This window comes from Parasaccharibacter sp. TMW2.1890 (assembly GCF_023337645.1).
Classification (GTDB): Bacteria; Pseudomonadota; Alphaproteobacteria; order Acetobacterales; family Acetobacteraceae; genus Bombella; species Bombella apis.
The window spans coordinates 1-17,834 of the sequence record NZ_NWUV01000003.1; the positions used below are offsets into that span (position 1 = coordinate 1).

A 17,834-nucleotide genomic window follows, 5' to 3' on the forward strand; every position below is an offset into this window, starting at 1 on the left:
CAATGACCACCCCAGCCGCCCCGAAACTTCCGCTCCAGCGCCGCCGGTGAATGGGCTTATACGCAGATCCCCCTCACCGCACAACCCCATCACACCAAAAAAATCAAAAAAACTTCAAAAAAAGTTAAAATATTCTGAATTTCCGCAGAGCCACGCCACAAACCGGCTGATTCCTTCCTCCAGAGACACCTGCGGTTCCCATGGAATCACTGCCTTCAGAGCGGTCGTATCAGCCCATGTCTCCAGCATATCCTCCGCAGGTCTGGGAGCTTTCTGGATAATGGCCTGTCGTTCCAGAGATGTTTCAAGACACCGGATCAGATCCCTCACAAGACGAGGCTGCCCATATCCCACGTTGAAGAGTCGGCTTTCTCCTGCACTCGGCGGCGCATCCATCAGATGCAGAATCGCCTCTACGACATCATCAATATACGTGAAATCCCTTGCCAGCCCTTCGGCATCCCAGAGGGTCAAAGGATGCCCCGCCTGAATCGCTCTGGCAAAACCATAACAGGCCATGTCCGGGCGCCCCATCGGGCCATATACCGTAAAGAAACGCAGACCGGTCTGGGCAAACCCGTAAAGATGACTGTAGGTCTGCGCCGTAAGCTCGTTCATCCTTTTGGTCGTGGCATAAAAAGATGCCTGCGCCCCAACAGGAACGGATTCGGAGAAAGGAAGGGCCGCCGAAGGCCCATACACGGCGGAGGACGAGGCATAGAGAATCTGCCGCAACCGGGACAGGGTCCGGCAGGCTTCCAACAGACTGACCTGACCAGCAATGTTGTCCTCTATATAGGCATGGGGCTTGAGCCGGGACTGCCTGACCCCCGCCCGGGCAGCGAGATGCAGAACCGTATCAATGTCAGGATACTGTGCGAACAGACCTGCCAGGGCAGCCTGATCACGCACATTGGCCCTGACATAATGAAAGCCAGACTGCCCATGCAGTGCAGCAAGCCGCAAAGGCGCCATGGCCGGAGTGGACTGCTCACTATCAAGCCCGATGACACGCCATCCACGAGCCAGCAGGACACGGGCCACATGAGACCCGATGAACCCAGCAACCCCTGTTATGAAAACCGTGCGGGACACATTCAGTGTGCCCCACCAGGCAGAGCATCGGACACGATGCGGTTCCCCACCACCAGCCCCAGCCTTTCCGCCGTTCCGGCAGGAAGCTCCAGAACAGCCCGGACAGGCCCATGACTGCTGATGATTCCCTCACTCAGGGGTGTTGTATGTTCCTCAATGGCGTGAATGCGGTTCTGATCATCAATGAAGATCATGTCCAGCGAGATGAAGGTGTTGCGCATCCACATGGCGGATTCCTGCGGGGCAGGCCAGACAAACAGCATGCCATGATCCGGCTTTATCTCCTTGCGGAACATCTCACCCACTTCCTGCTGGCGTGGCGTGCTGGCCACTTCCACCCTGAAGGCATGGCTGCGCCCGGTCTGATCGGTAATGGTCAAGGCAACTTCGGGTAATGGTGGCTGTGCCTCCGTAACCGTTTCTTCAGCCCGAACCATGCCACCAGCAGCAGCCAGACCCGCCAGGACGAGTCCACCTGCCAAAAGACCCCACTGATAAACTCTTTTCATCATCCCTCTCCTTATCTGCACCACCATGCCGATCAGTGCTGAAATGCCGGATTATGCTGCCGCTCTTCCCCTATCGTGGTCGGCAGGCCATGACCCGGCAGGACGATGGTATCGGCCGGAAGAGTGAACAGTCTGCTGCGGATCCCCTCCAGCAGCTGTCTTTCATTGCCATAGGGGAAGTCTGTCCGCCCCACCGTACCACGGAACAGCGTATCACCGGCAATCACCAGCCCTGCCTGCCGCAGGATGAACACGACATGACCGGGCGTATGACCGGGAACATGAGCAACCTCAATGTCATGCCCAAGAAAGAACAGTATATCCCCGTCGCTGGAAAAACGGTCCGGTGTGACGCTTTTCATGCCATCCAGCCCGAAAGCAGCCGCCTGCTGCTCGATTCTCGACAGCAGAAACAGGTCCTCCCGCAACGGCCCGATGACAGGCACGTCACCCCCCTGCCGGTCCGTCAGCAGTTTCTTGAGGTCGGCAGCACCTCCGGCATGATCAAGATGACCATGTGTCAGCAGGATGGCCTCGACATGCAGCCCCTCGGCTTCCCGGGCCAGCCGCACACTTTCTCCGCCAGGGTCGACAACAATCGCCCGCCCCATCTGGTCCGACAGAATCGTGCAGTTCTGACGAATCGGTGTCACGGTCACTTTCCGCAAGGTTAATTTCATGACGGGCTTCCATTTCCGGGCATCAAACAAGAAATGATCTACAACGTCATACCCCTACCCGACAAGAAACCACCACTTCCCCACACTCCACACCCATGAAATAAAATACTGCAGCAAGAAAAGCAGAGTAGACGAATAGAAGATTCGGATCTAAATACAGTTTCTGGAGCCATTTCTCCTTTACCTTTCCGGAGGGCCATGCCTCTTGCGGGCTTTGCCTTGCCAAATGAGTATGATCAGCCTGAAACATATTTCTAATTGGTATATATTTCCTAATGTTAAATCTTATTCAGGTTTCTCTGCCCATTTCATGCCATTATTTGTCTTGTCATTCACAGGCTTCTTCTGATAGTTTCCCGGAACTACTGAAAGAATGAGGTCCACTTCGGTCAAACAGAACGGGAAGATGTATCATGCGCCGTGCCGGGAAACGGTTATTTTTATCATGTCTGGTATTATCTGCGGCAGCATTCTGCGCTCCCAAGGCCGAAGCGAGGCACCATGTCCGCCATTCAAGCCGTTTGATCAGAAGCAGCCACTTCCTGCACAGGCATTACCGCCACTATGGTCATGCCCATGTCATCCAGTGCGTTGCCTATGTGCACCAGAGCACGGACTTCCACATCCGTGGCAATGCACGGGACTGGTGGCGCAATGCTGAAGGCATGTACGCCCGTGGCCAGCAGCCCGAGCCCGGTGCTGTCCTCAGCTTCCGTCCCACACGCCGTATGCCACTTGGGCATGTTGCCGTTGTCCGTCGGCAGATCGACAGCCGGACCATCATGATCGACCAGGCACACTGGGCCTCCAACGGCATCAGCCACAACACGAAAGTGGTGGACGTGTCTCCTGAGAATGACTGGACAGCTGTCCGTGTGGCTCTCCCGGGCAATGGGGAACGTCTCGGCAGCATCTATCCGACGCATGGCTTCATCTACAACCGTCAGGACGGTTCTGCTCCTGTTTCCACACGGTACCGCAATGTCATTGCCAAAGGAACGGCCAGTGACATGGAAACAGCCTCCGTTCCGGCTGATGCCAGCTTCTTCGGAGACGAAGCTCCCAGCCGGTCTCTCCAGTAAGAACTGGACCTCACGACCGTAATCCCACAAAGCCGGACCGTTCCCTCAGGGACGTCCGGCTTTGTGGTATGGATGACCTGTCTGGATGGACTGTGCCCGGAAGAGCTGCTCCGCCAGCATGACCCGCACCAGCATGTGTGGCCATGTCAGCTTCCCCAGCGAAAAAACAGCATCCGCCCGCTGAAGAATGGCGGCATCAAACCCTTCGGCTCCCCCAATCATGAAACAGACAGGGCGGCCACTCTCCTGCCACGTCTGCAATCGGGACGAAAAGGCCGGGCTATCCAGCAGACGGCCCCCTTCATCCATCGCCACAAGAAACGCATTGTCAGGACAGGCAGCCAGAAGGGAATCGGCCTCCCGCCGTTTCAGTTCGGCAGGAGCACCCCGGCCCTGGGCCACTTCCACAATCTCCAGCTTCGGGCGCAACCGGGTACAGTACCGCTCCAGCAGCTCCCGTTCCGGGCCGGCCTTCAGCTTTCCTACGGCGATGAGCTTCATCAGAAAGCCCTCTCGCCAGCCACCACCTCATTCAACGGCAATTTCTTCCGCAGCCGCATCAAAGTCACCACCCCACATGCGTTCCAGCGCATAAAGCTCACGGCTTTCCGGCATGAAGAGATGGACAACCACATCTCCTGCATCCATCAGAACCCAGTCACTGCCCTGGTCCCCTTCAATCTGCGGGCGGGCAAGATTTTCTTCCTTCAGGCGACGTTCCAGATGCTGGGCCATGGCAGAAATCTGACGCTCGGAAAGACCGGAAGCAATGACCATGCGCTCAGCGAATCCGGCACGACCTGTCAGGTCCAGCACGACAATGTTCTCGGCTTTGTCTTCATCCAGACTGTCCGTAATGACAGACAGAAGACGGGCCAGCCCTTCCTCATCACTATGAGGGGCGGAAGCGGGGGTTTCAGTCGCGTTGATGATGGTTCTCACTCCTGATCGACAGACGGGCAGAACAGCCCCTTTTGACGCAAAGCGGTCGAAGATATGTCATTCTGAGGTGCCGAAAGGAATGTCCAGCCCGGCCCACTTCCTTTTTCTAGCAGAAGAGACGCCGCCCTTCCATCACGACGATGATGCCGCAGGACGGAACTGGCCCGCCCCTTGAGGGCCGGTATGATGCTTCCGGGGCGAGGCAGGACAGCAATCGGCACCATCTGCGCCAGCCGCCGCCATGACCGCCAACGGGAAAACTGGGCCAGCCCGTCTGACCCCATGAGCCAGACAAAACGGCACTGTGGGAAACGCTGCCGGAGCATGGCCACGGTCCGGACCGTGTAACGCTGCCCCAGCTTCTGCTCTATGTCCGTGGCGATGATGCGCCGTCCATCTGCCAGAGCCTGTGCCGTTGCCAGCCGCCGGGAGAACGGCGCCATTCCCTTGCGGGGCTTGAGGGGATTCCCCGGAGACACCATCAGCCAGACCTGATCCAGCTTCAGACTTGCCAGAGCCTTGCGGGCCAGCTGGATGTGCCCCTCATGCGCCGGATTGAACGACCCTCCCAGCAGGCCGATGCGCATCCGGCGGCCATCCCCGAAACGGGATGCAGCAGCCCCCAGCGGAGTCGCCGGGAGCCTTTCGGGACGAGGCCCCTTCATGAGGCTGTCTTACACGTTGAAGCGGAACAACAGGACGTCACCATCCTGCACGACGTAGTTCTTGCCCTCGACACGCAGCTTGCCGGCCTCACGGGCACCCGCCTCGCCCTTGTAGGTGACATAGTCATCATAGGCGATGGTTTCGCAGGCGATGAAGCCACGCTCAAAGTCATTATGAATGACGGCTGCCGCCTGCGGGGCCTTCGTACCTGCCGTGATCGTCCAGGCCCGGGTCTCCTTCGGCCCTACCGTGAAGTAGGTCTGAAGGCCCAGAAGGCGATAACCAGCAGCAATCACACGGTCCAGACCGCTGTCCTTCAGGCCGAGGCCATCCAGAAACTCGGTCCGTTCCTCAGCCTCAAGCTGGCTGACCTCCGCCTCGATGGCCGCAGAGACGATGACAGCCCCGGCACCTTCCGCCTCGGCCCTCTTCCGCACCTGCTCGGAATAGGCATTGCCAGTCGAAGCCGCCGATTCTTCCACGTTGCAGACATAAAGGACGGGCTTGGTCGTCATCAGCTGGAGGCGGGCAGCCTCTACTTCTTTCCCCTCAGGAACGGCCGTACGGGCCGGTTTGCCCTCACGCAGGGCGGCCAGCAGCGGCTCCATGAGTTCCAGCTGTTCCTTGGCCTCACGGTCATTGCCACGGGCACGCTTTTCCAGCCCGACCTTGCGGCGCTCCAGACTGTCCAGATCGGCCAGCATCAGTTCCGTCTCGATGATGTCCGCATCCCGCACGGGGTCCACGCCGCCCTCGACATGGGTGATGTCATCATCATCAAAGCAGCGCAGGACGTGGATGATGGCATCCACCTCACGGATGTTGGCGAGAAACTGGTTGCCCAGCCCTTCCCCCTTGGAAGCCCCACGGACCAGCCCGGCAATATCCACAAACTCGAGGCTTGTCGGCACGATGCGCTGGGAATTGCCAGCCTTGGCCAGAACCTCCAGCCGTTCATCCGGCACGGCCACCCGCCCCGTGTTCGGCTCGATGGTGCAGAACGGATAATTGGCAGACTGTGCCGACGCTGTCTGTGTCAACGCATTGAACAGGGTGGATTTGCCGACATTGGGGAGGCCGACGATCCCGCAGTTGAACCCCATTCGCTCTCTCCCCTTTCTGTGCCCTGCCGGTCTGGCTCATCTCTCGCCACCGCAGGCCTGTTAGATTCTCTGTTTTCAGTTCCGCCGCAAGGCCGTTTTCGTCATGAAGGCCTCATGCTCACCCTGCGCCAGAAGTGGCGTGGCATCGGCCATGTCATCCAGCCACAGCTCCAGCTCAGACCGTTCCGTGCTGGAGAAATCCCCCAGTACATGGCCATGCACCTTTTCCCGGCTGCCCGGATGGCCGATCCCCAGCCGCACACGCCAGTAATCAGGGCCGGGCAGGGCCTTGTCCATGGAGCGCAGGCCATTATGCCCGGCCGCTCCCCCGCCCCGTTTGACCCGCATCTTTCCGAAGGCCAGGTCCAGCTCATCGTGAAAGACGGTAATCTCATCCTGTGGGATTTTATAGAAACGCGCTGCCTGCTGCACGCTGTCACCAGACAGGTTCATGTAGGTCAGCGGCTTGAGCAGAAGAACCTTCTGCCGCCCGACCATGCCTTCCGCCGTTTCCCCACGGAAGCGCTTGCGCCACGGGCCGAACCCGTGGCGCGCAGCGATCGCATCGACCGCCATGAAGCCGATATTGTGCCGGTTGCGGCTCATTGATGCGCCCGGATTACCGAGTCCGACCCAGAGCTTCACAACCGCAATACCCCTTACTTGGCTTCAGCTGCTTCCTCAGAAGCCTCTTCCGGCTCCTCGTCAACCGTCGGCGGAGCGATGGAGGCAATCACGAAGTTGGGGATATGCAGGGTCGGTGTGGAGTGCTCCGTCCCCTGGAGGTCGTCCCAACGCACGTTGTCGTTGATGTCCAGCTTGCTGAGGTCAACCGTGAAGTGCTCAGGGATGTTCTCGACCGGAACTTCCACGTCAACGGAGTGACGGGCAATGTTCAGCACGCCGCCACGCTTGATGCCCGGAGCCTCATCTTCACCCGTGAAGGTGATGCCCACCTGAACATGCACGCTCTGGCCAGGAACCAGACGCAGGAAGTCGATATGGATCGGCGCATCGGACACCGGATGGAACTGGATGTCACGGATCAGGGCATGGACCTGCTCACCACCGATGCTGAACTGGTACAGGCGGGACTGCCAGGCACCACGGTGCAGCTCTTTCATGATGATGCGGGGGTCGATGGAGACCAGAGCCGGCTCCTTCTTGCCACCGTACACCACGCCCGGGACCATGCCCTCACGACGTGTTGCGCGCGCTGCCCCCTTACCTGCTTTGGCGCGCTGGGAGATCTCCAGTGTCGTTACTTTCGCCACGTTATACGCTCCTGCGTTCTGAAATTGTCATGCCCAACCGGCCTCCAGGGGTGCCGGATGGTTGCCCCGCCCTAGCGGAAAAAAGCGAAAAAGACAATTTTTTTATCAGTCCAGCCCCGCACGGATGACAGCAATCTGGCGGCCCGTCCGCCCGTCACCATGCACTGTTGCCCGGCGATGGCTGAAAAAACGCTCCTCCGCCAGCGTATCATGGCCTGTCCATTCTGCCTGCACGCCCTCTTCTGCCAGACGGAACAGGCAGAAAGCGGGCAGATCAAACTGATGATGCCCAGCTCTTGCTGCCTGGCTGAAAAACCGCTCGCCCTCCGGGTGCCGTTCCAGAACGGCCCGGCGCATGTCCTCACCCACTTCATAGGAGACAGGGCCGATGCAGGGCCCCACCACGGCACGGAGTCCCTCCGCCCCCAGCAGACGCATCTGCCGGACTGTCTCTTCCAGCACACCTCCCACAGCTCCACGCCAACCTGCATGGGCTGCACCAACAATCCGCCCATCGTCCGACGACAGCAGCACAGGGGCACAGTCCGCCGTGGCTACGCCCAGGGCAATCTCCGGGCAGTCCGTCACCAGCGCATCACCCGCCGGAAGGGCCTCGTGGCCCTGCGTATGAGACCAGACCTCATCAACCTGGCGCAGCACATGCACATCCGCTCCGTGAACCTGCCGGAGCGCAGCAAACCGCTCCAGCTCCACACCCACGGCAGCCGCCATCCGCCGCCTGTTCTCCTGCACGTTGTCCAGCCGGTCCTGCGTCCCCAACCCGCCATTGAGGGTATCATAGGGAGCCACAGACACGCCCCCCTCCCGGGTAAAGAAGCCATGCCGGACAGGCAGAAGCGGCGACCGTAAGAAGACAGGCTGTGTCATTCTGCAATCCAGTCCGTCTGCCGGGCGGGACGGCTGAAGGCATGAGCCATCAGGCCAATCCCGGCCAGTGCCATGGGCAGGCACAGGAGCTGCCCCATCGTGATTCCCCCAGCCAGAAAGCCGATATTGTCATCCGGCTGGCGGAACAGCTCACAGAAGGCCCGGGCACAGGCATAGCCAAACAGGAACAGCCCGGACAGGAACCCGGCCCGTGCCCGCAAGGCTGGGCGGCTGACAGCCAGCAGCATCACGACCAGTAGCAGGACACCCTCCGTCAGGGCTTCATAAAGTTCGGACGGATGCCGTGGCTCCGGCCCGACAGCGGGAAAGATCATGGCCCACGGCACGGCACTCGCCACTGGCCGTCCCCAGAGTTCCCCGTTGATGAAATTGGCACACCGCCCCAGAGCCAGCCCGATGGGCACCACCACGACGATCCGGTCTGAAAAGGCCAGAAAGTTCAGGCCCCGCCGCCATGTGAACAGGGCCAGTGCAATGATGACCCCTGCCGCTCCCCCATGAAAGGACATGCCGCCCTTCCATGTGGCGAAGATTTCCAGAGGATGGGACAGAAAGAAAAGCGGCCGGTAGAACAGGACATAACCCAGCCGCCCCCCCAGCAACACACCCAGCACCGCATAGGCGAGGAAATCATCCACGGCTACCTTCGTTGCCACCTTCGGCCCAAGCTGGACCAGCCTGCGGGCTAGGGGCAGGGCAATGATGAAAGCCAGAATATAGGCCAGAGCATACCAGCGCACCACCAGCGGCCCGATCTGGAAAGCAACGGGGTCCAGCCCCGGGAAGATAAGCGGATGTGTCACAGATACGGCCTTCCTGATGCCAGATACCCCTTGATGTAATGGCTGATCCCGTCCTCCGGTGTTGTGAAAGGAGCCGTATATCCAGCCGCCCGCAGTGCCCTCATGTCAGCCTGCGTGAAGGACTGGTACTGCCCCCTCAGGCTCTCTGGCATCGGAACATAATCGATCTCTGCTGCCCGTCCCGCCGCAGCACAGACAGCCCGGGCCAGAGCCTCGTATGTACAGGCCTGTCCTGTCCCGCAATTGAACAGCCCGCTGACGGCAGGGTGTTCCAGCAGCCAGAGCAGGACATTCACCACGTCCCCGATCCAGATGAAATCACGCTTCTGCTGCCCATCCGCAATATCAGTCCGGTCGGACTGGAACAGACGGATGGGATTACCGGCCATCAACTCATCATATTTTACCTTGATGACCGAAATCATCCGCCCCTTGTGATACTCATTAGGGCCATAAACATTGAAGAACTTCAGACCGGCCCATTGTGGTGGGGTCGGTTCCCCAGCCTCTACCGTCCGCTTCACCCAGAGGTCGAACGCCTGTTTGGACCAGCCATAAAGATTGAGCGGCTGCAATCCCTCGATGCTGTCCAACCCGTCTGCAAACAGCTCTGGCCGGTCTGCCGCCCCATAGGTTGCTGCCGAAGAAGCATAAAGGAACGGCACCTCATGCTCCACACACCACCGCCAGAGCTGCTGGGACAGGGTGACATTGCTCTGCCAGACCAGGTCTCCATCCCGGGCCGTCGTTTCACTGATGGCCCCCAGGTGGATGACGGCCTCCACCCCTCTCACCGTTGCCAGAAAAGCGGAAAGTTCATGGGGGGGAATGATCTGGTGGGGAGGATGGCTGGCAAGATTGTGCCACTTCCCCTGATCATGCAGATAATCCACAATGACAGTCCGCCGGCCCTGCCGGAACAGGGCCTGCTGCACGCATGAACCAATAAATCCGGCTCCGCCGGTGACGATAATCATTCTTCCTGTATAGTCTGGCCAGATGCGGCTTCCAACAGAAAGAACGCAGAAACAGGGATGACGGTTGACAGACCGGCTTCCTGTTCTGAAAGAGTCGTGGCGGAAAAGACGGTCCGTTTTCAATGCTGAATGTCCAGGAGTAGCACCATGGTCTCTCGCCCCCGTTTCCTCGATGATCTGACCGGCCTTGCCGGAACGGCGTTTTCTGCCGCATCCGGCCTGCGGGAGGAGGTCCATACGCTGATCCGCAGCCAGATCAACGAGATGCTGTTCTCCCTCAACCTTGTCCGCCGGGACGAATTCGAGGCCGTGCAGGAAATGGCCAGCCGCGCCCGGGCCGAGCAGGAACGGACCGAACAGCGCCTCAGGGAGCTCGAAGCACGACTGGACGAGCTGGAACAGGCCCTGACAGCCCCACCCTCACAGCACTGATTTTTCACAGGACATGAACGGAGACTTCCCATCATGACAGCTCCCACCCTTCTTCTCGTCGGTTGCGGCAAAATGGGCGGCGCCCTCATGCGGGGCTGGGTCAACAGCCCGAACCCGCCACGCCTCTTCATCCTGGACAGGAAGCTCCAGGACGCCCCGGCAGGCAGCACCGTCTTCCGTACACCGGAAGAAATCACTACGGACGTGACACCGGACATCATCGTCCTGGCTGTCAAACCAGCCGGTGCGGAAACCGTGCTCAAAGCCCTGCGACAGAGCCTCGGTGCCCGCATGGACAAGGCCGCCCTGCTGTCCGTCATGGCAGGCAAGAACTGTGAAAAACTGGCTGAATGGTGTGGCCGGGCGGACATGCCCATCATCCGCACCATGCCCAACACACCTTCCAGCGTTGGAGCAGGCAGCACGGGGCTATACGCCTCACCGCATGTCAGCAGGGAACAGAAAGAGCTGGCCATCCGCCTGATGGAGCAGGTTGGTACGGTCGTCCCCGTTCCACATGAGGAAGACCTGCGGTCTGTCATCGCCATTGCCGGCTCTGCTCCCGCCTATGTCTTCCTGCTGGCCGAACTGCTGGAAAAAGCAGGGCAGGACCTGGGGCTGGAACAACAGGCCGCCCGTACGTTGGTCCGCAGCATGATCTACGGTGTGGGCAAGATGCTGCATGAACTGCCGGACGATGCCGAAACCCTGCGCAGGAACGTCACCAGCCCCAACGGGACAACGGCCGCAGCCCTGAATGTCTTCATGGCTGAAGAAAACTGGCCCCGCCTGATCCCGCTGGCAGCCGAAGCCGCCATCAAACGGTCCCGTGAGCTGGATGACTGACATCGGATGCAGGCAGACACCACTCTGCCTGCATCACCATAGCCGCACGGACAGGGAAAACCATCATGACTCTTGACCATCACGACCCGCTTTTCGACAGGACCATGATTGAGGCCACCCTCCAGCTCGCCCAGAGCCATGGCTGGCAGCGTGTCTCTCTTGTTGATGCTTCACGTGAAGCGGGGCTGCCCCTCCAGCAGGTCCGGCAGCGTTTCCCGTTCAAGTCCATGATTCTGATCCGGCTGAACAGCCAGATTGATGATGCCGCACTCTGCGGGGAAAGTTACGGTGCGACTGTTCGTGAACGGCTGTTTGATCTGCTCATGCGGCGTTTTGATGCCATGCAGGATTACCGCTCCGGCATCTGCGCCATCATGCACACCCTCCCCCGAGACCCTGCCCTGGCAGCGCTTCTCGCCGGAACCACGATGGAAAGCCTGCGCTGGGTCGCTGATGCCGCAGCACTGGACCGTCACGGCCTTGGTGGCATGATCCGCCTCAACAGCCTGCTGGCCATATGGTCCAGAACGCTGGCACGCTGGGAGAAAGACTCAACCCCAGACCTTGCCGATACGATGCAGGTGTTGGACAGCACGCTCGCCCGTGCCGAACGGATGGGCCTGTTGAAGGAATCTTCCGCCTCTGGGCAGGCTGACATGGTTACAGAAGAGGGTGGACTGCCCGACCATGTTGCCCCTGAGGAAAACAGTAACAACAACGTGTTGGACTGATCCCTCCTACAAAAAATGGCGGCCCTCTCTTTACCCTTCTGGCCGTTCGGGATAAGAGAAGGGTCTGCGTTGGGGCGTAGCCAAGCGGTAAGGCAGCGGATTTTGATTCCGCCATGCGGAGGTTCGAATCCTCCCGCCCCAGCCAGTATTTCATCCCTGAAAATCAGAACATGAAAAAACGCCGCTCCCTCTTCGGAAACGGCGTTTCATCCGTAGCTGCACTCAGATGCTGTCTGCCCTCCCTGACGAAAGGGCAGACACCCCATCAGAACTTCTGGAAGTCCTTCGGGTGAAGCTGGTTCTGATCAAGGAAGGTGATCTGGCCCTGATCATTCGGCAGCTCGATGGTCGTGTTGCCACCCTTGACGGTCTGATGCTCAAGCATCTGGCCGATCTGCTCGTCCGTCGCCTTGAGGCCAACCTTGTTGCCCGCAGCCTTGCCAAAGTCGGTAATCGTGTAATGACCGCCCTTGTTGTTCAGGAACTGGAAGAGATTGGCAGACCCGCTGCCACCACTCAACGTAGCACCGGCATCAGTGCCACCACTGACCGTATTGTGCACGGTGATCGTGTCGGACGCTGTACCACCCTTGATGGTATCACCAATTCCGGCAAAAGCCTGAAGAGACTGATGGGACTTGGATGCATCAAACAGGATGTTGTCCGGATGCAGGGCATCACTCTGATGATCCGTCTTGAAGACGCTCTGACCAGCACTTCCCTGGCGGGCATAGTGATAGACACTATTGGCCGTCCCGAAGATGGTCGCATTGTTACCAACAGAGTGGGTACCGGACCCCACACCACCAAGGAAGCTCAGCGTTCCACCAAGGGAAAGCCGCGTCCCATCCCCGGCAGCGGAGATCGTATCCTGACCACCCAGCACAGTTGCCTGCGGCAGACTGGTCGCATCATTCCCCATGCGGAAATCAATTGAACCATTGCCCACGACATCGGACGGGGCCAGCGGCGTGCCATCACCAGAGCCTGAAGAAGACACCAGAGATGCAAAGGAGGTTGAAAACAGTCTGTTCAGGTCCTCTGCCCCCTGCGTGGGGATGCTTACAGGATACTGATGCTGCTGCCCTCCCGGGACGGTTACAATAGCCACGAAACTTCACCTCAATGCAGCGTTGTCACACTCAACTGGGCCAACAGGCAGAACTGCCGCCACAAACGGAACGACCGGCCCTTCTCACCTCCCCCTTGAGCTCTGAGGGTCAACATTTTTCATGGCCTCCTCGGGTCCAAATTAAGGAATATCTGTGACACCCCCCTCAAAACCCTACGCTTCAGCACAAATTAAGGAACGGCATGACAAGGACTCTCTTTTCACTCATGAGTAGTAAACATATAGCTTCAAAATTACAACATGTTTATTTATTTTTTATTAAACAAATCGCCCGTCAGGTGCAAACCGCATGACGCCTTCCATGAGAATCGCATGGAAGGCGTCCATCAACTGCCGAGACTACGAATCTGGATTTGCGGAACAGCCCGCCTTACTGCAACCGGGACTCGAGCCGCTCCAGAGCAGCCAGCCAGAGCGTGGCTGTCCCATCAGATGGCGCCCGCCAGTCCCCACGGGGGGAAAGACTTCCCCCAGCCACCACTTTCGGCCCATTGGGCATGGCCGACCTCTTGAACTGGCTGGTTGCAAAAAAACGCCGCATGAACAGGCGCATCCAGTGAATGATGGCCGGCAGGTCATAGGCGACCCGGTCCTGCTGCGGATAGTTCAGGGGCCAATCCCCCCTTCCCGCATCCCGCCATGCATGAAACTGGAGAAACGCTATCTTTTCAGGCGGGAAGCCATACCGCAGCACATGATAGAGAGTGAAATCCTGCAAGGGATACGGGCCTATCATCTGTTGGGTACTCTGCACCCCCTGCCCCTGATCGGGCACCAGCTCCGGTGAAATCTCTGCCGAGACAATCTTCTCCAGAACAGTACGGACCGATGCCGAGAAGCTCCCATCATGACCCACGGCCCAGCGTATGACATGCTGGATGAGTGTCTTTGGCAACCCGGCATTGACATTGTAATGCGCCATCTGGTCCCCGACGCCATAGGTGCACCAGCCCAGCGCCAGCTCGGACATGTCTCCCGTACCGATCACCAGCCCCTGATGATGGTTGGCCAGACGGAAAAGGAAATCCGTCCGCAACCCTGCCTGCACATTCTCAAAGGTCACATCATGGACAGGCTCCCCACGCCCATAGGGATGGTCGATGGCCACCAGCATGGCTTTCGCCGTGGGGCGGATGTCCAGCTCCCCGGCGCTGACACCAAGGCTCTCCATCAACCCATGGGCCATGGCAAGGGATGCACTGCCCGTCGCAAAGCCCGGCATGGTTCTGGCCAGAATGCGGCTCCGCTCCCAGCCAAGGCAATCCGCCGCCTTGACCGCCACCAGAAGGGCCAAAGCACTGTCCAGTCCGCCCGACACGCCAATGACCATGGTCCGGGCATGAGCTGCCTTCAGCCGCTGGCACAGCGCCCGAACCTGAATGTTCCACGCTTCCCGGCAATCCTGCTCGCACTGCTCCGGGCGGGAGGGCACGAAAGGAAAACGGGGCACATCCCTCATCAGCCCACGGTCCTTCACCTCCGGTGCCAGAGTGAAACGGACATGACGGAGTCCATCATCATCGGCCGGGACGAAATAGCCCATCTGAAGCCGTTCCTGCCGCAACCTGTCGAGATCGATATCCGCCATGATCATGGCACCCTGCTGGAGGAAACGCTCCGACCGGGCCAGGCAGTCCCCGGCCTCATGGATGAGAAGCTGGCCATCCCAGGCCAGATCAGTCGTGGATTCACCCTCGCTGGCTGCTGCATAAAGATAGGCGCTGACGGTCCGCATGGACTGTGCCCGGCAGAGCAGGGTTCTGTGCTCTGCCCGTCCAACCGTCACCGGCGAGGCTGAAAGATTGGCCAGCACCGTGGCCCCGGCCACAGCCAGGGCTCCGCTGGGAGGCTGGGGAGCCCAGAGGTCCTCACATATTTCCACCCCCAGCACCAGACCGGAAACATCCTCGGCTTCAAACAGGATGTCCGTCCCAAATGGCACGGCACGCCCTCCCAGCATGATGGTTCCGGAGCAGCCCTGACCACTGGTGAAATGCCGGGGTTCATAAAACTCCCGGTACCGGGGCAGCATCGTTTTGGGGACAATGCCGAGAATCCGTCCCCGGTGGAAAATGGCCGCACAGTTGTACAGGGCATCTCCCCGCCGAACGGGCAGACCAACGATGCCAACCGTCATGCATCCTGCCGTCGCCTCAACCAGAGCCAGCAGAGCTTCCAGCGCCCCATCCAGCACCACCTGCTGGAAGAAAAGGTCCTCCAGCGTGTAGCCTGTCAGCCCCAGCTCAGGGAAAACCGCCACGGCAACACCCTGCTCATGGCAGCGCTCCAGCCACTCCTGCACGATCCTCCCATTCTGCCGGGGGTCGCCCAGAGTGATGGGCGTGGTACAGGCCGCAACACGGGCAAAGCCCTGCCGGTAAAGACACAGAAAATCAGCCATGGTCATGGCGGCTTCCTCCCGTTGGAGACTCCTCTCAGCCTGACGGCTCACACATCCAGCCGACCATTCCGCACAAAACGGAACAGACGGTGCGTCTCCATGACAGCCAGACCAAAGACCAGCACGGCATACAGGGCGGAAAGCGTCGTCATGGAGACAGGCAGACCGAAAGGATAATCCGGCAGGTCACAGGGTTTCGTGGGCCGTGCAGGAAGATGGGCCATCCAGTCCGCAAAATCATGCCCTTCCACAAGGCCAACGTGACATTCCGCCGCAGGGCTCGGCCACAACCCATGCTCCACCCCGACATGAAGAACCCCCAGACCGACGCTGACCGCCAGGCAGACCAGCCCGGCCACGGCCGCCCAGCGGGCATAACGGGGGGACAGGACCAGAGCCAGCACACCCAGCCCCAGCAGCACGCGCCAAGGTCCCCGCTCCCAAAGGCACAGCTCACACGGCACCATGTGCAGGAATGTTTCCGCCACGAAAACGATCAGGAACACGAGCAGGGCGGCCAGGACATACAGCCCACCAATATGCCAGACGGCCCTGATCTGCCGCTTGTCGGTAAACAGCATTCTCCTCATCCTCCCAGTCTCATCCATCCAGCCTCAATGCTGGGTGCCCACACCCTGCGCCGGTTGCGGCGGTGGCAATGGAGCCGCCGGTGGCAACAGGGATGTCGGCCCGGATGAGGCGGCTCCCTGCCCACCACTACCACCAGAAGAAGGCGGTGCCAGCACGGTCGGCCCCCGTCCTTCATCCGCCTCCACATGCGGGGCAATGGCCATGGGCAGCTGCGGCTGCACAGGCGCTGGCAACGGCCCAACCATGGGGTCTACCCTGTCCCCATCACAGGACACGACCTGCACATCATACAGGGCACCTGCATACGCCCCCAGGGCCGGATCGTCCGTGAACATCCATCCCTCGAAGGGCGGACTGCCGGATTCCTGTTTCTCTTCAATCTTCAGCAGGATGGCCGTCTGCGCCGGGAGACCATCCGGCCTCTGAAGGCACCGCTCCAGCCGGAGGGAAAGAGGCCCATAAACAGCATCATCCCCCACATGCAGCGGCACGAGTTCCACATGGGAATCCAGGCGCCGCATGATCCGCAGCACGGCTCCATTGCGCCCCTGCCACGCCGTGGCCGGATAAACAGCCGGAGCGGCCACACCCCGGACTCCTTCCGCCCGCAGGTTCTCCGGCACCGCGGCCAGCAGCCCCGCCAGACAGGACAGGGCCAGAACTGTCTTCCTGATCCTCACTCCGCACCTTCCTTTTCCACCACCTCGACGACACCACTTTCCACCATCACATCGGCCAGAAGCCGCTCCATGCGGTGCCGCAGAAAGACAGGCCCGACCTCCATGAGCAAAGCATCGGCGCAGGCATCGCGCAGCACCTGCCTCAGTTCCACTTCATTGTCCCGCAGGACACGCAGCTTTCCCGTGCAGCTTATGGGCTGCCCCTCCCTGTCCAGCCAGGTCTGCTCATCAGAGGCGTGGCTCACGGTGATGTCTGCCCTGCACCAGGCGCCGGCTCCGGAACGGCCGCAGAAGCGGCGGCCGGCTGCGCTGCCGGAGCAGCCTTCTTCTGAAGGGAGTCCGTGACCGAAAAAATGAACTTGCTCAGCAGCTGCTCAAGGCTGATGGCCCCCTGCGTTTCACCAATGGTCCCGTCAGGCGCCAGCATGGCCGTATCGCCACCCGGCGTCAGCGCCACATATTTCCCGCCAAGAAGGGAATCCGACGTGATGATGGCCCCGCTATCCACTGGCAGGTGTATGTCAGAAGCAACGGAAAAAACGACATTGGCCTGGAAGGTGTGTGGGTCCACCTGCATGCTCCGCACATGCCCGACAGTTACGCCTGCCAGCCGGACATCCGAGCCCACACTCAGCCCGTCAACATGGCCAAAGGCCGCATGAAGGGGATAGCCACTGTCCTGCGGATGCTGCCGCCCGACAAGAGCCAGCACGACAAGCACCACCAGTGCAGCAGCGGCCACCAGCCCGACCAGCAATTCCATCCGCTCCCGGCCAGCCCGCCTTGCTGCGATATATCCGGCATTGTCCGAAGCCATGAACACATCCTCATTCAAGCATTGTTGACCCATCATGCAGTCACGCCGTACCGCTCTAGCGGACTCAGCCCTTCACGTCCAACATCCTGCATGATGGACGCCATTTTTTCTTTTTCCTCCCAAGGCTGGCAGTTATCCCCCATATCCCCATTTTTCTGCCCGCT

General features: G+C 59.9%; 22 protein-coding genes and 1 tRNA gene. 5 read left to right on the top strand and 18 right to left on the bottom strand.

Translation table 11 applies throughout. The annotated features are described in order from the left end of the window. Positions 1-114: 114 nt before the first annotated feature. The 3 genes from CPA54_RS06620 to CPA54_RS06630 are packed head-to-tail and all read right to left on the bottom strand — an operon-like array spanning position 115 to position 2,284. Complete coding sequence (locus tag CPA54_RS06620; protein WP_249085897.1) at positions 115-1,095, bottom strand: NAD-dependent epimerase/dehydratase family protein; 981 nt, start codon at positions 1,093-1,095, stop codon at positions 115-117. A 2-nt stretch (positions 1,096-1,097) separates the two neighbouring features. Continuing rightward, on the bottom strand, positions 1,098-1,607 hold the full coding sequence (locus CPA54_RS06625; RefSeq protein ID WP_052348988.1) for a DUF192 domain-containing protein: 510 nt from the start codon (positions 1,605-1,607) through the stop codon (positions 1,098-1,100). A gap of 29 nt (positions 1,608-1,636) precedes the next feature. Beyond that, positions 1,637-2,284 carry an MBL fold metallo-hydrolase gene (locus tag CPA54_RS06630; protein ID WP_192848648.1) on the bottom strand — a complete coding sequence of 216 codons (648 nt, stop codon included), beginning with the start codon at positions 2,282-2,284 and terminating at the stop codon, positions 1,637-1,639. A gap of 521 nt (positions 2,285-2,805) precedes the next feature. Between CPA54_RS06630 and CPA54_RS06635 the strand changes: the two genes are divergently transcribed. Then, positions 2,806-3,366: a CHAP domain-containing protein gene (locus tag CPA54_RS06635; RefSeq protein WP_227449743.1), complete on the top strand. Its 561-nt coding sequence runs from the start codon at positions 2,806-2,808 to the stop codon at positions 3,364-3,366. Positions 3,367-3,411: 45 nt separating this feature from the next. Here the strand turns inward: CPA54_RS06635 and CPA54_RS06640 are convergent, their stop codons facing one another. The 9 genes from CPA54_RS06640 to rfaD form a co-directional block, all read right to left on the bottom strand. Further along, on the bottom strand, positions 3,412-3,867 hold the full coding sequence (locus CPA54_RS06640; protein WP_249085899.1) for a 23S rRNA (pseudouridine(1915)-N(3))-methyltransferase RlmH: 456 nt from the start codon (positions 3,865-3,867) through the stop codon (positions 3,412-3,414). 27 nt (positions 3,868-3,894) lie between these two features. Continuing rightward, positions 3,895-4,299 carry a ribosome silencing factor gene (gene rsfS / locus CPA54_RS06645; protein WP_373364561.1) on the bottom strand — a complete coding sequence of 135 codons (405 nt, stop codon included), beginning with the start codon at positions 4,297-4,299 and terminating at the stop codon, positions 3,895-3,897. 5 nt (positions 4,300-4,304) lie between these two features. Continuing rightward, positions 4,305-4,895, bottom strand: a complete 591-nt coding sequence (locus tag CPA54_RS06650) for a nicotinate-nucleotide adenylyltransferase (RefSeq protein ID WP_043559278.1) — start codon at positions 4,893-4,895, stop codon at positions 4,305-4,307. A gap of 87 nt (positions 4,896-4,982) precedes the next feature. Then, the gene (gene ychF / locus CPA54_RS06655) at positions 4,983-6,077 is read right to left on the bottom strand and encodes a redox-regulated ATPase YchF (RefSeq protein ID WP_043559276.1); all 1,095 of its coding nucleotides are present in this window, start codon (positions 6,075-6,077) and stop codon (positions 4,983-4,985) included. A gap of 75 nt (positions 6,078-6,152) precedes the next feature. Further along, positions 6,153-6,722 (bottom strand): aminoacyl-tRNA hydrolase, encoded by a 570-nt coding sequence (gene pth / locus CPA54_RS06660; RefSeq protein WP_043559272.1) that lies wholly within the window; start codon positions 6,720-6,722, stop codon positions 6,153-6,155. 14 nt (positions 6,723-6,736) lie between these two features. Continuing rightward, entirely contained in the window at positions 6,737-7,351 is a 615-nt protein-coding gene (locus CPA54_RS06665) for a 50S ribosomal protein L25/general stress protein Ctc (RefSeq protein WP_043559269.1), read from the bottom strand. A 105-nt stretch (positions 7,352-7,456) separates the two neighbouring features. Beyond that, positions 7,457-8,239 (bottom strand): peptidoglycan editing factor PgeF, encoded by a 783-nt coding sequence (pgeF, locus tag CPA54_RS06670; RefSeq protein WP_249085901.1) that lies wholly within the window; start codon positions 8,237-8,239, stop codon positions 7,457-7,459. Further along, positions 8,236-9,063, bottom strand: coding sequence for a prolipoprotein diacylglyceryl transferase (lgt, locus tag CPA54_RS06675; protein ID WP_249085902.1), 828 nt, complete (start codon positions 9,061-9,063; stop codon positions 8,236-8,238). Before lgt ends, pgeF begins: the two co-directional genes overlap by 4 nt. Continuing rightward, positions 9,060-10,040 carry an ADP-glyceromanno-heptose 6-epimerase gene (rfaD, locus tag CPA54_RS06680; protein ID WP_081563337.1) on the bottom strand — a complete coding sequence of 327 codons (981 nt, stop codon included), beginning with the start codon at positions 10,038-10,040 and terminating at the stop codon, positions 9,060-9,062. Before rfaD ends, lgt begins: the two co-directional genes overlap by 4 nt. A gap of 147 nt (positions 10,041-10,187) precedes the next feature. Between rfaD and CPA54_RS06685 the strand changes: the two genes are divergently transcribed. The 4 genes from CPA54_RS06685 (at position 10,188) to CPA54_RS06700 (ending at position 12,194) form a co-directional block, all read left to right on the top strand. After that, positions 10,188-10,472: an accessory factor UbiK family protein gene (locus tag CPA54_RS06685; RefSeq protein WP_086431625.1), complete on the top strand. Its 285-nt coding sequence runs from the start codon at positions 10,188-10,190 to the stop codon at positions 10,470-10,472. A 33-nt stretch (positions 10,473-10,505) separates the two neighbouring features. Further along, the gene (proC, locus tag CPA54_RS06690) at positions 10,506-11,318 is read left to right on the top strand and encodes a pyrroline-5-carboxylate reductase (RefSeq protein ID WP_043559257.1); all 813 of its coding nucleotides are present in this window, start codon (positions 10,506-10,508) and stop codon (positions 11,316-11,318) included. Between the two features lie 65 nt (positions 11,319-11,383). Beyond that, on the top strand, positions 11,384-12,049 hold the full coding sequence (locus CPA54_RS06695) for a TetR family transcriptional regulator (protein ID WP_081562465.1): 666 nt from the start codon (positions 11,384-11,386) through the stop codon (positions 12,047-12,049). A 70-nt stretch (positions 12,050-12,119) separates the two neighbouring features. Beyond that, a tRNA-Gln gene (locus CPA54_RS06700) sits at positions 12,120-12,194 on the top strand. Between the two features lie 120 nt (positions 12,195-12,314). Here the strand turns inward: CPA54_RS06700 and CPA54_RS06705 are convergent. The 6 genes from CPA54_RS06705 to mlaD all read right to left on the bottom strand — a co-directional run bounded on the left by CPA54_RS06705 (position 12,315) and on the right by mlaD (position 17,670). Beyond that, complete coding sequence (locus CPA54_RS06705; protein ID WP_052348986.1) at positions 12,315-13,160, bottom strand: hypothetical protein; 846 nt, start codon at positions 13,158-13,160, stop codon at positions 12,315-12,317. 391 nt (positions 13,161-13,551) lie between these two features. Beyond that, positions 13,552-15,582 carry an NAD(+) synthase gene (locus CPA54_RS06710; RefSeq protein ID WP_249085904.1) on the bottom strand — a complete coding sequence of 677 codons (2,031 nt, stop codon included), beginning with the start codon at positions 15,580-15,582 and terminating at the stop codon, positions 13,552-13,554. A gap of 47 nt (positions 15,583-15,629) precedes the next feature. Continuing rightward, positions 15,630-16,163: a disulfide bond formation protein B gene (locus CPA54_RS06715; protein ID WP_043559250.1), complete on the bottom strand. Its 534-nt coding sequence runs from the start codon at positions 16,161-16,163 to the stop codon at positions 15,630-15,632. Between the two features lie 33 nt (positions 16,164-16,196). Further along, complete coding sequence (locus CPA54_RS06720; protein WP_081562462.1) at positions 16,197-16,853, bottom strand: DUF2155 domain-containing protein; 657 nt, start codon at positions 16,851-16,853, stop codon at positions 16,197-16,199. Further along, the gene (locus CPA54_RS06725) at positions 16,850-17,098 is read right to left on the bottom strand and encodes a hypothetical protein (protein ID WP_052348984.1); all 249 of its coding nucleotides are present in this window, start codon (positions 17,096-17,098) and stop codon (positions 16,850-16,852) included. The genes CPA54_RS06720 and CPA54_RS06725 overlap by 4 nt, the downstream gene beginning before the upstream one ends. Continuing rightward, positions 17,095-17,670: an outer membrane lipid asymmetry maintenance protein MlaD gene (mlaD, locus tag CPA54_RS06730; protein ID WP_052349002.1), complete on the bottom strand. Its 576-nt coding sequence runs from the start codon at positions 17,668-17,670 to the stop codon at positions 17,095-17,097. The genes CPA54_RS06725 and mlaD overlap by 4 nt, the downstream gene beginning before the upstream one ends. Positions 17,671-17,834: the final 164 nt, after the last annotated feature.

Excerpts from the sequence above, each read along its gene's own strand:
- CPA54_RS06685 (WP_086431625.1), top strand. The coding sequence starts at position 10,188 with ATGGTCTCTCGCCCCCGTTTCCTCGATGATCTGACCGGCCTTGCCGGA.
- CPA54_RS06650 (WP_043559278.1), bottom strand. The coding sequence starts at position 4,895 with ATGCGCATCGGCCTGCTGGGAGGGTCGTTCAATCCGGCGCATGAGGGG.
- mlaD (WP_052349002.1), bottom strand. The coding sequence starts at position 17,670 with ATGGCTTCGGACAATGCCGGATATATCGCAGCAAGGCGGGCTGGCCGG.
- CPA54_RS06625 (WP_052348988.1), bottom strand. The coding sequence starts at position 1,607 with ATGATGAAAAGAGTTTATCAGTGGGGTCTTTTGGCAGGTGGACTCGTC.
- CPA54_RS06715 (WP_043559250.1), bottom strand. The coding sequence starts at position 16,163 with ATGCTGTTTACCGACAAGCGGCAGATCAGGGCCGTCTGGCATATTGGT.
- CPA54_RS06695 (WP_081562465.1), top strand. The coding sequence starts at position 11,384 with ATGACTCTTGACCATCACGACCCGCTTTTCGACAGGACCATGATTGAG.
- ychF (WP_043559276.1), bottom strand. The coding sequence starts at position 6,077 with ATGGGGTTCAACTGCGGGATCGTCGGCCTCCCCAATGTCGGCAAATCC.
- CPA54_RS06710 (WP_249085904.1), bottom strand. The coding sequence starts at position 15,582 with ATGGCTGATTTTCTGTGTCTTTACCGGCAGGGCTTTGCCCGTGTTGCG.
- rfaD (WP_081563337.1), bottom strand. The coding sequence starts at position 10,040 with ATGATTATCGTCACCGGCGGAGCCGGATTTATTGGTTCATGCGTGCAG.
- CPA54_RS06630 (WP_192848648.1), bottom strand. The coding sequence starts at position 2,284 with ATGAAATTAACCTTGCGGAAAGTGACCGTGACACCGATTCGTCAGAAC.
- CPA54_RS06640 (WP_249085899.1), bottom strand. The coding sequence starts at position 3,867 with ATGAAGCTCATCGCCGTAGGAAAGCTGAAGGCCGGCCCGGAACGGGAG.
- proC (WP_043559257.1), top strand. The coding sequence starts at position 10,506 with ATGACAGCTCCCACCCTTCTTCTCGTCGGTTGCGGCAAAATGGGCGGC.
- pgeF (WP_249085901.1), bottom strand. The coding sequence starts at position 8,239 with ATGACACAGCCTGTCTTCTTACGGTCGCCGCTTCTGCCTGTCCGGCAT.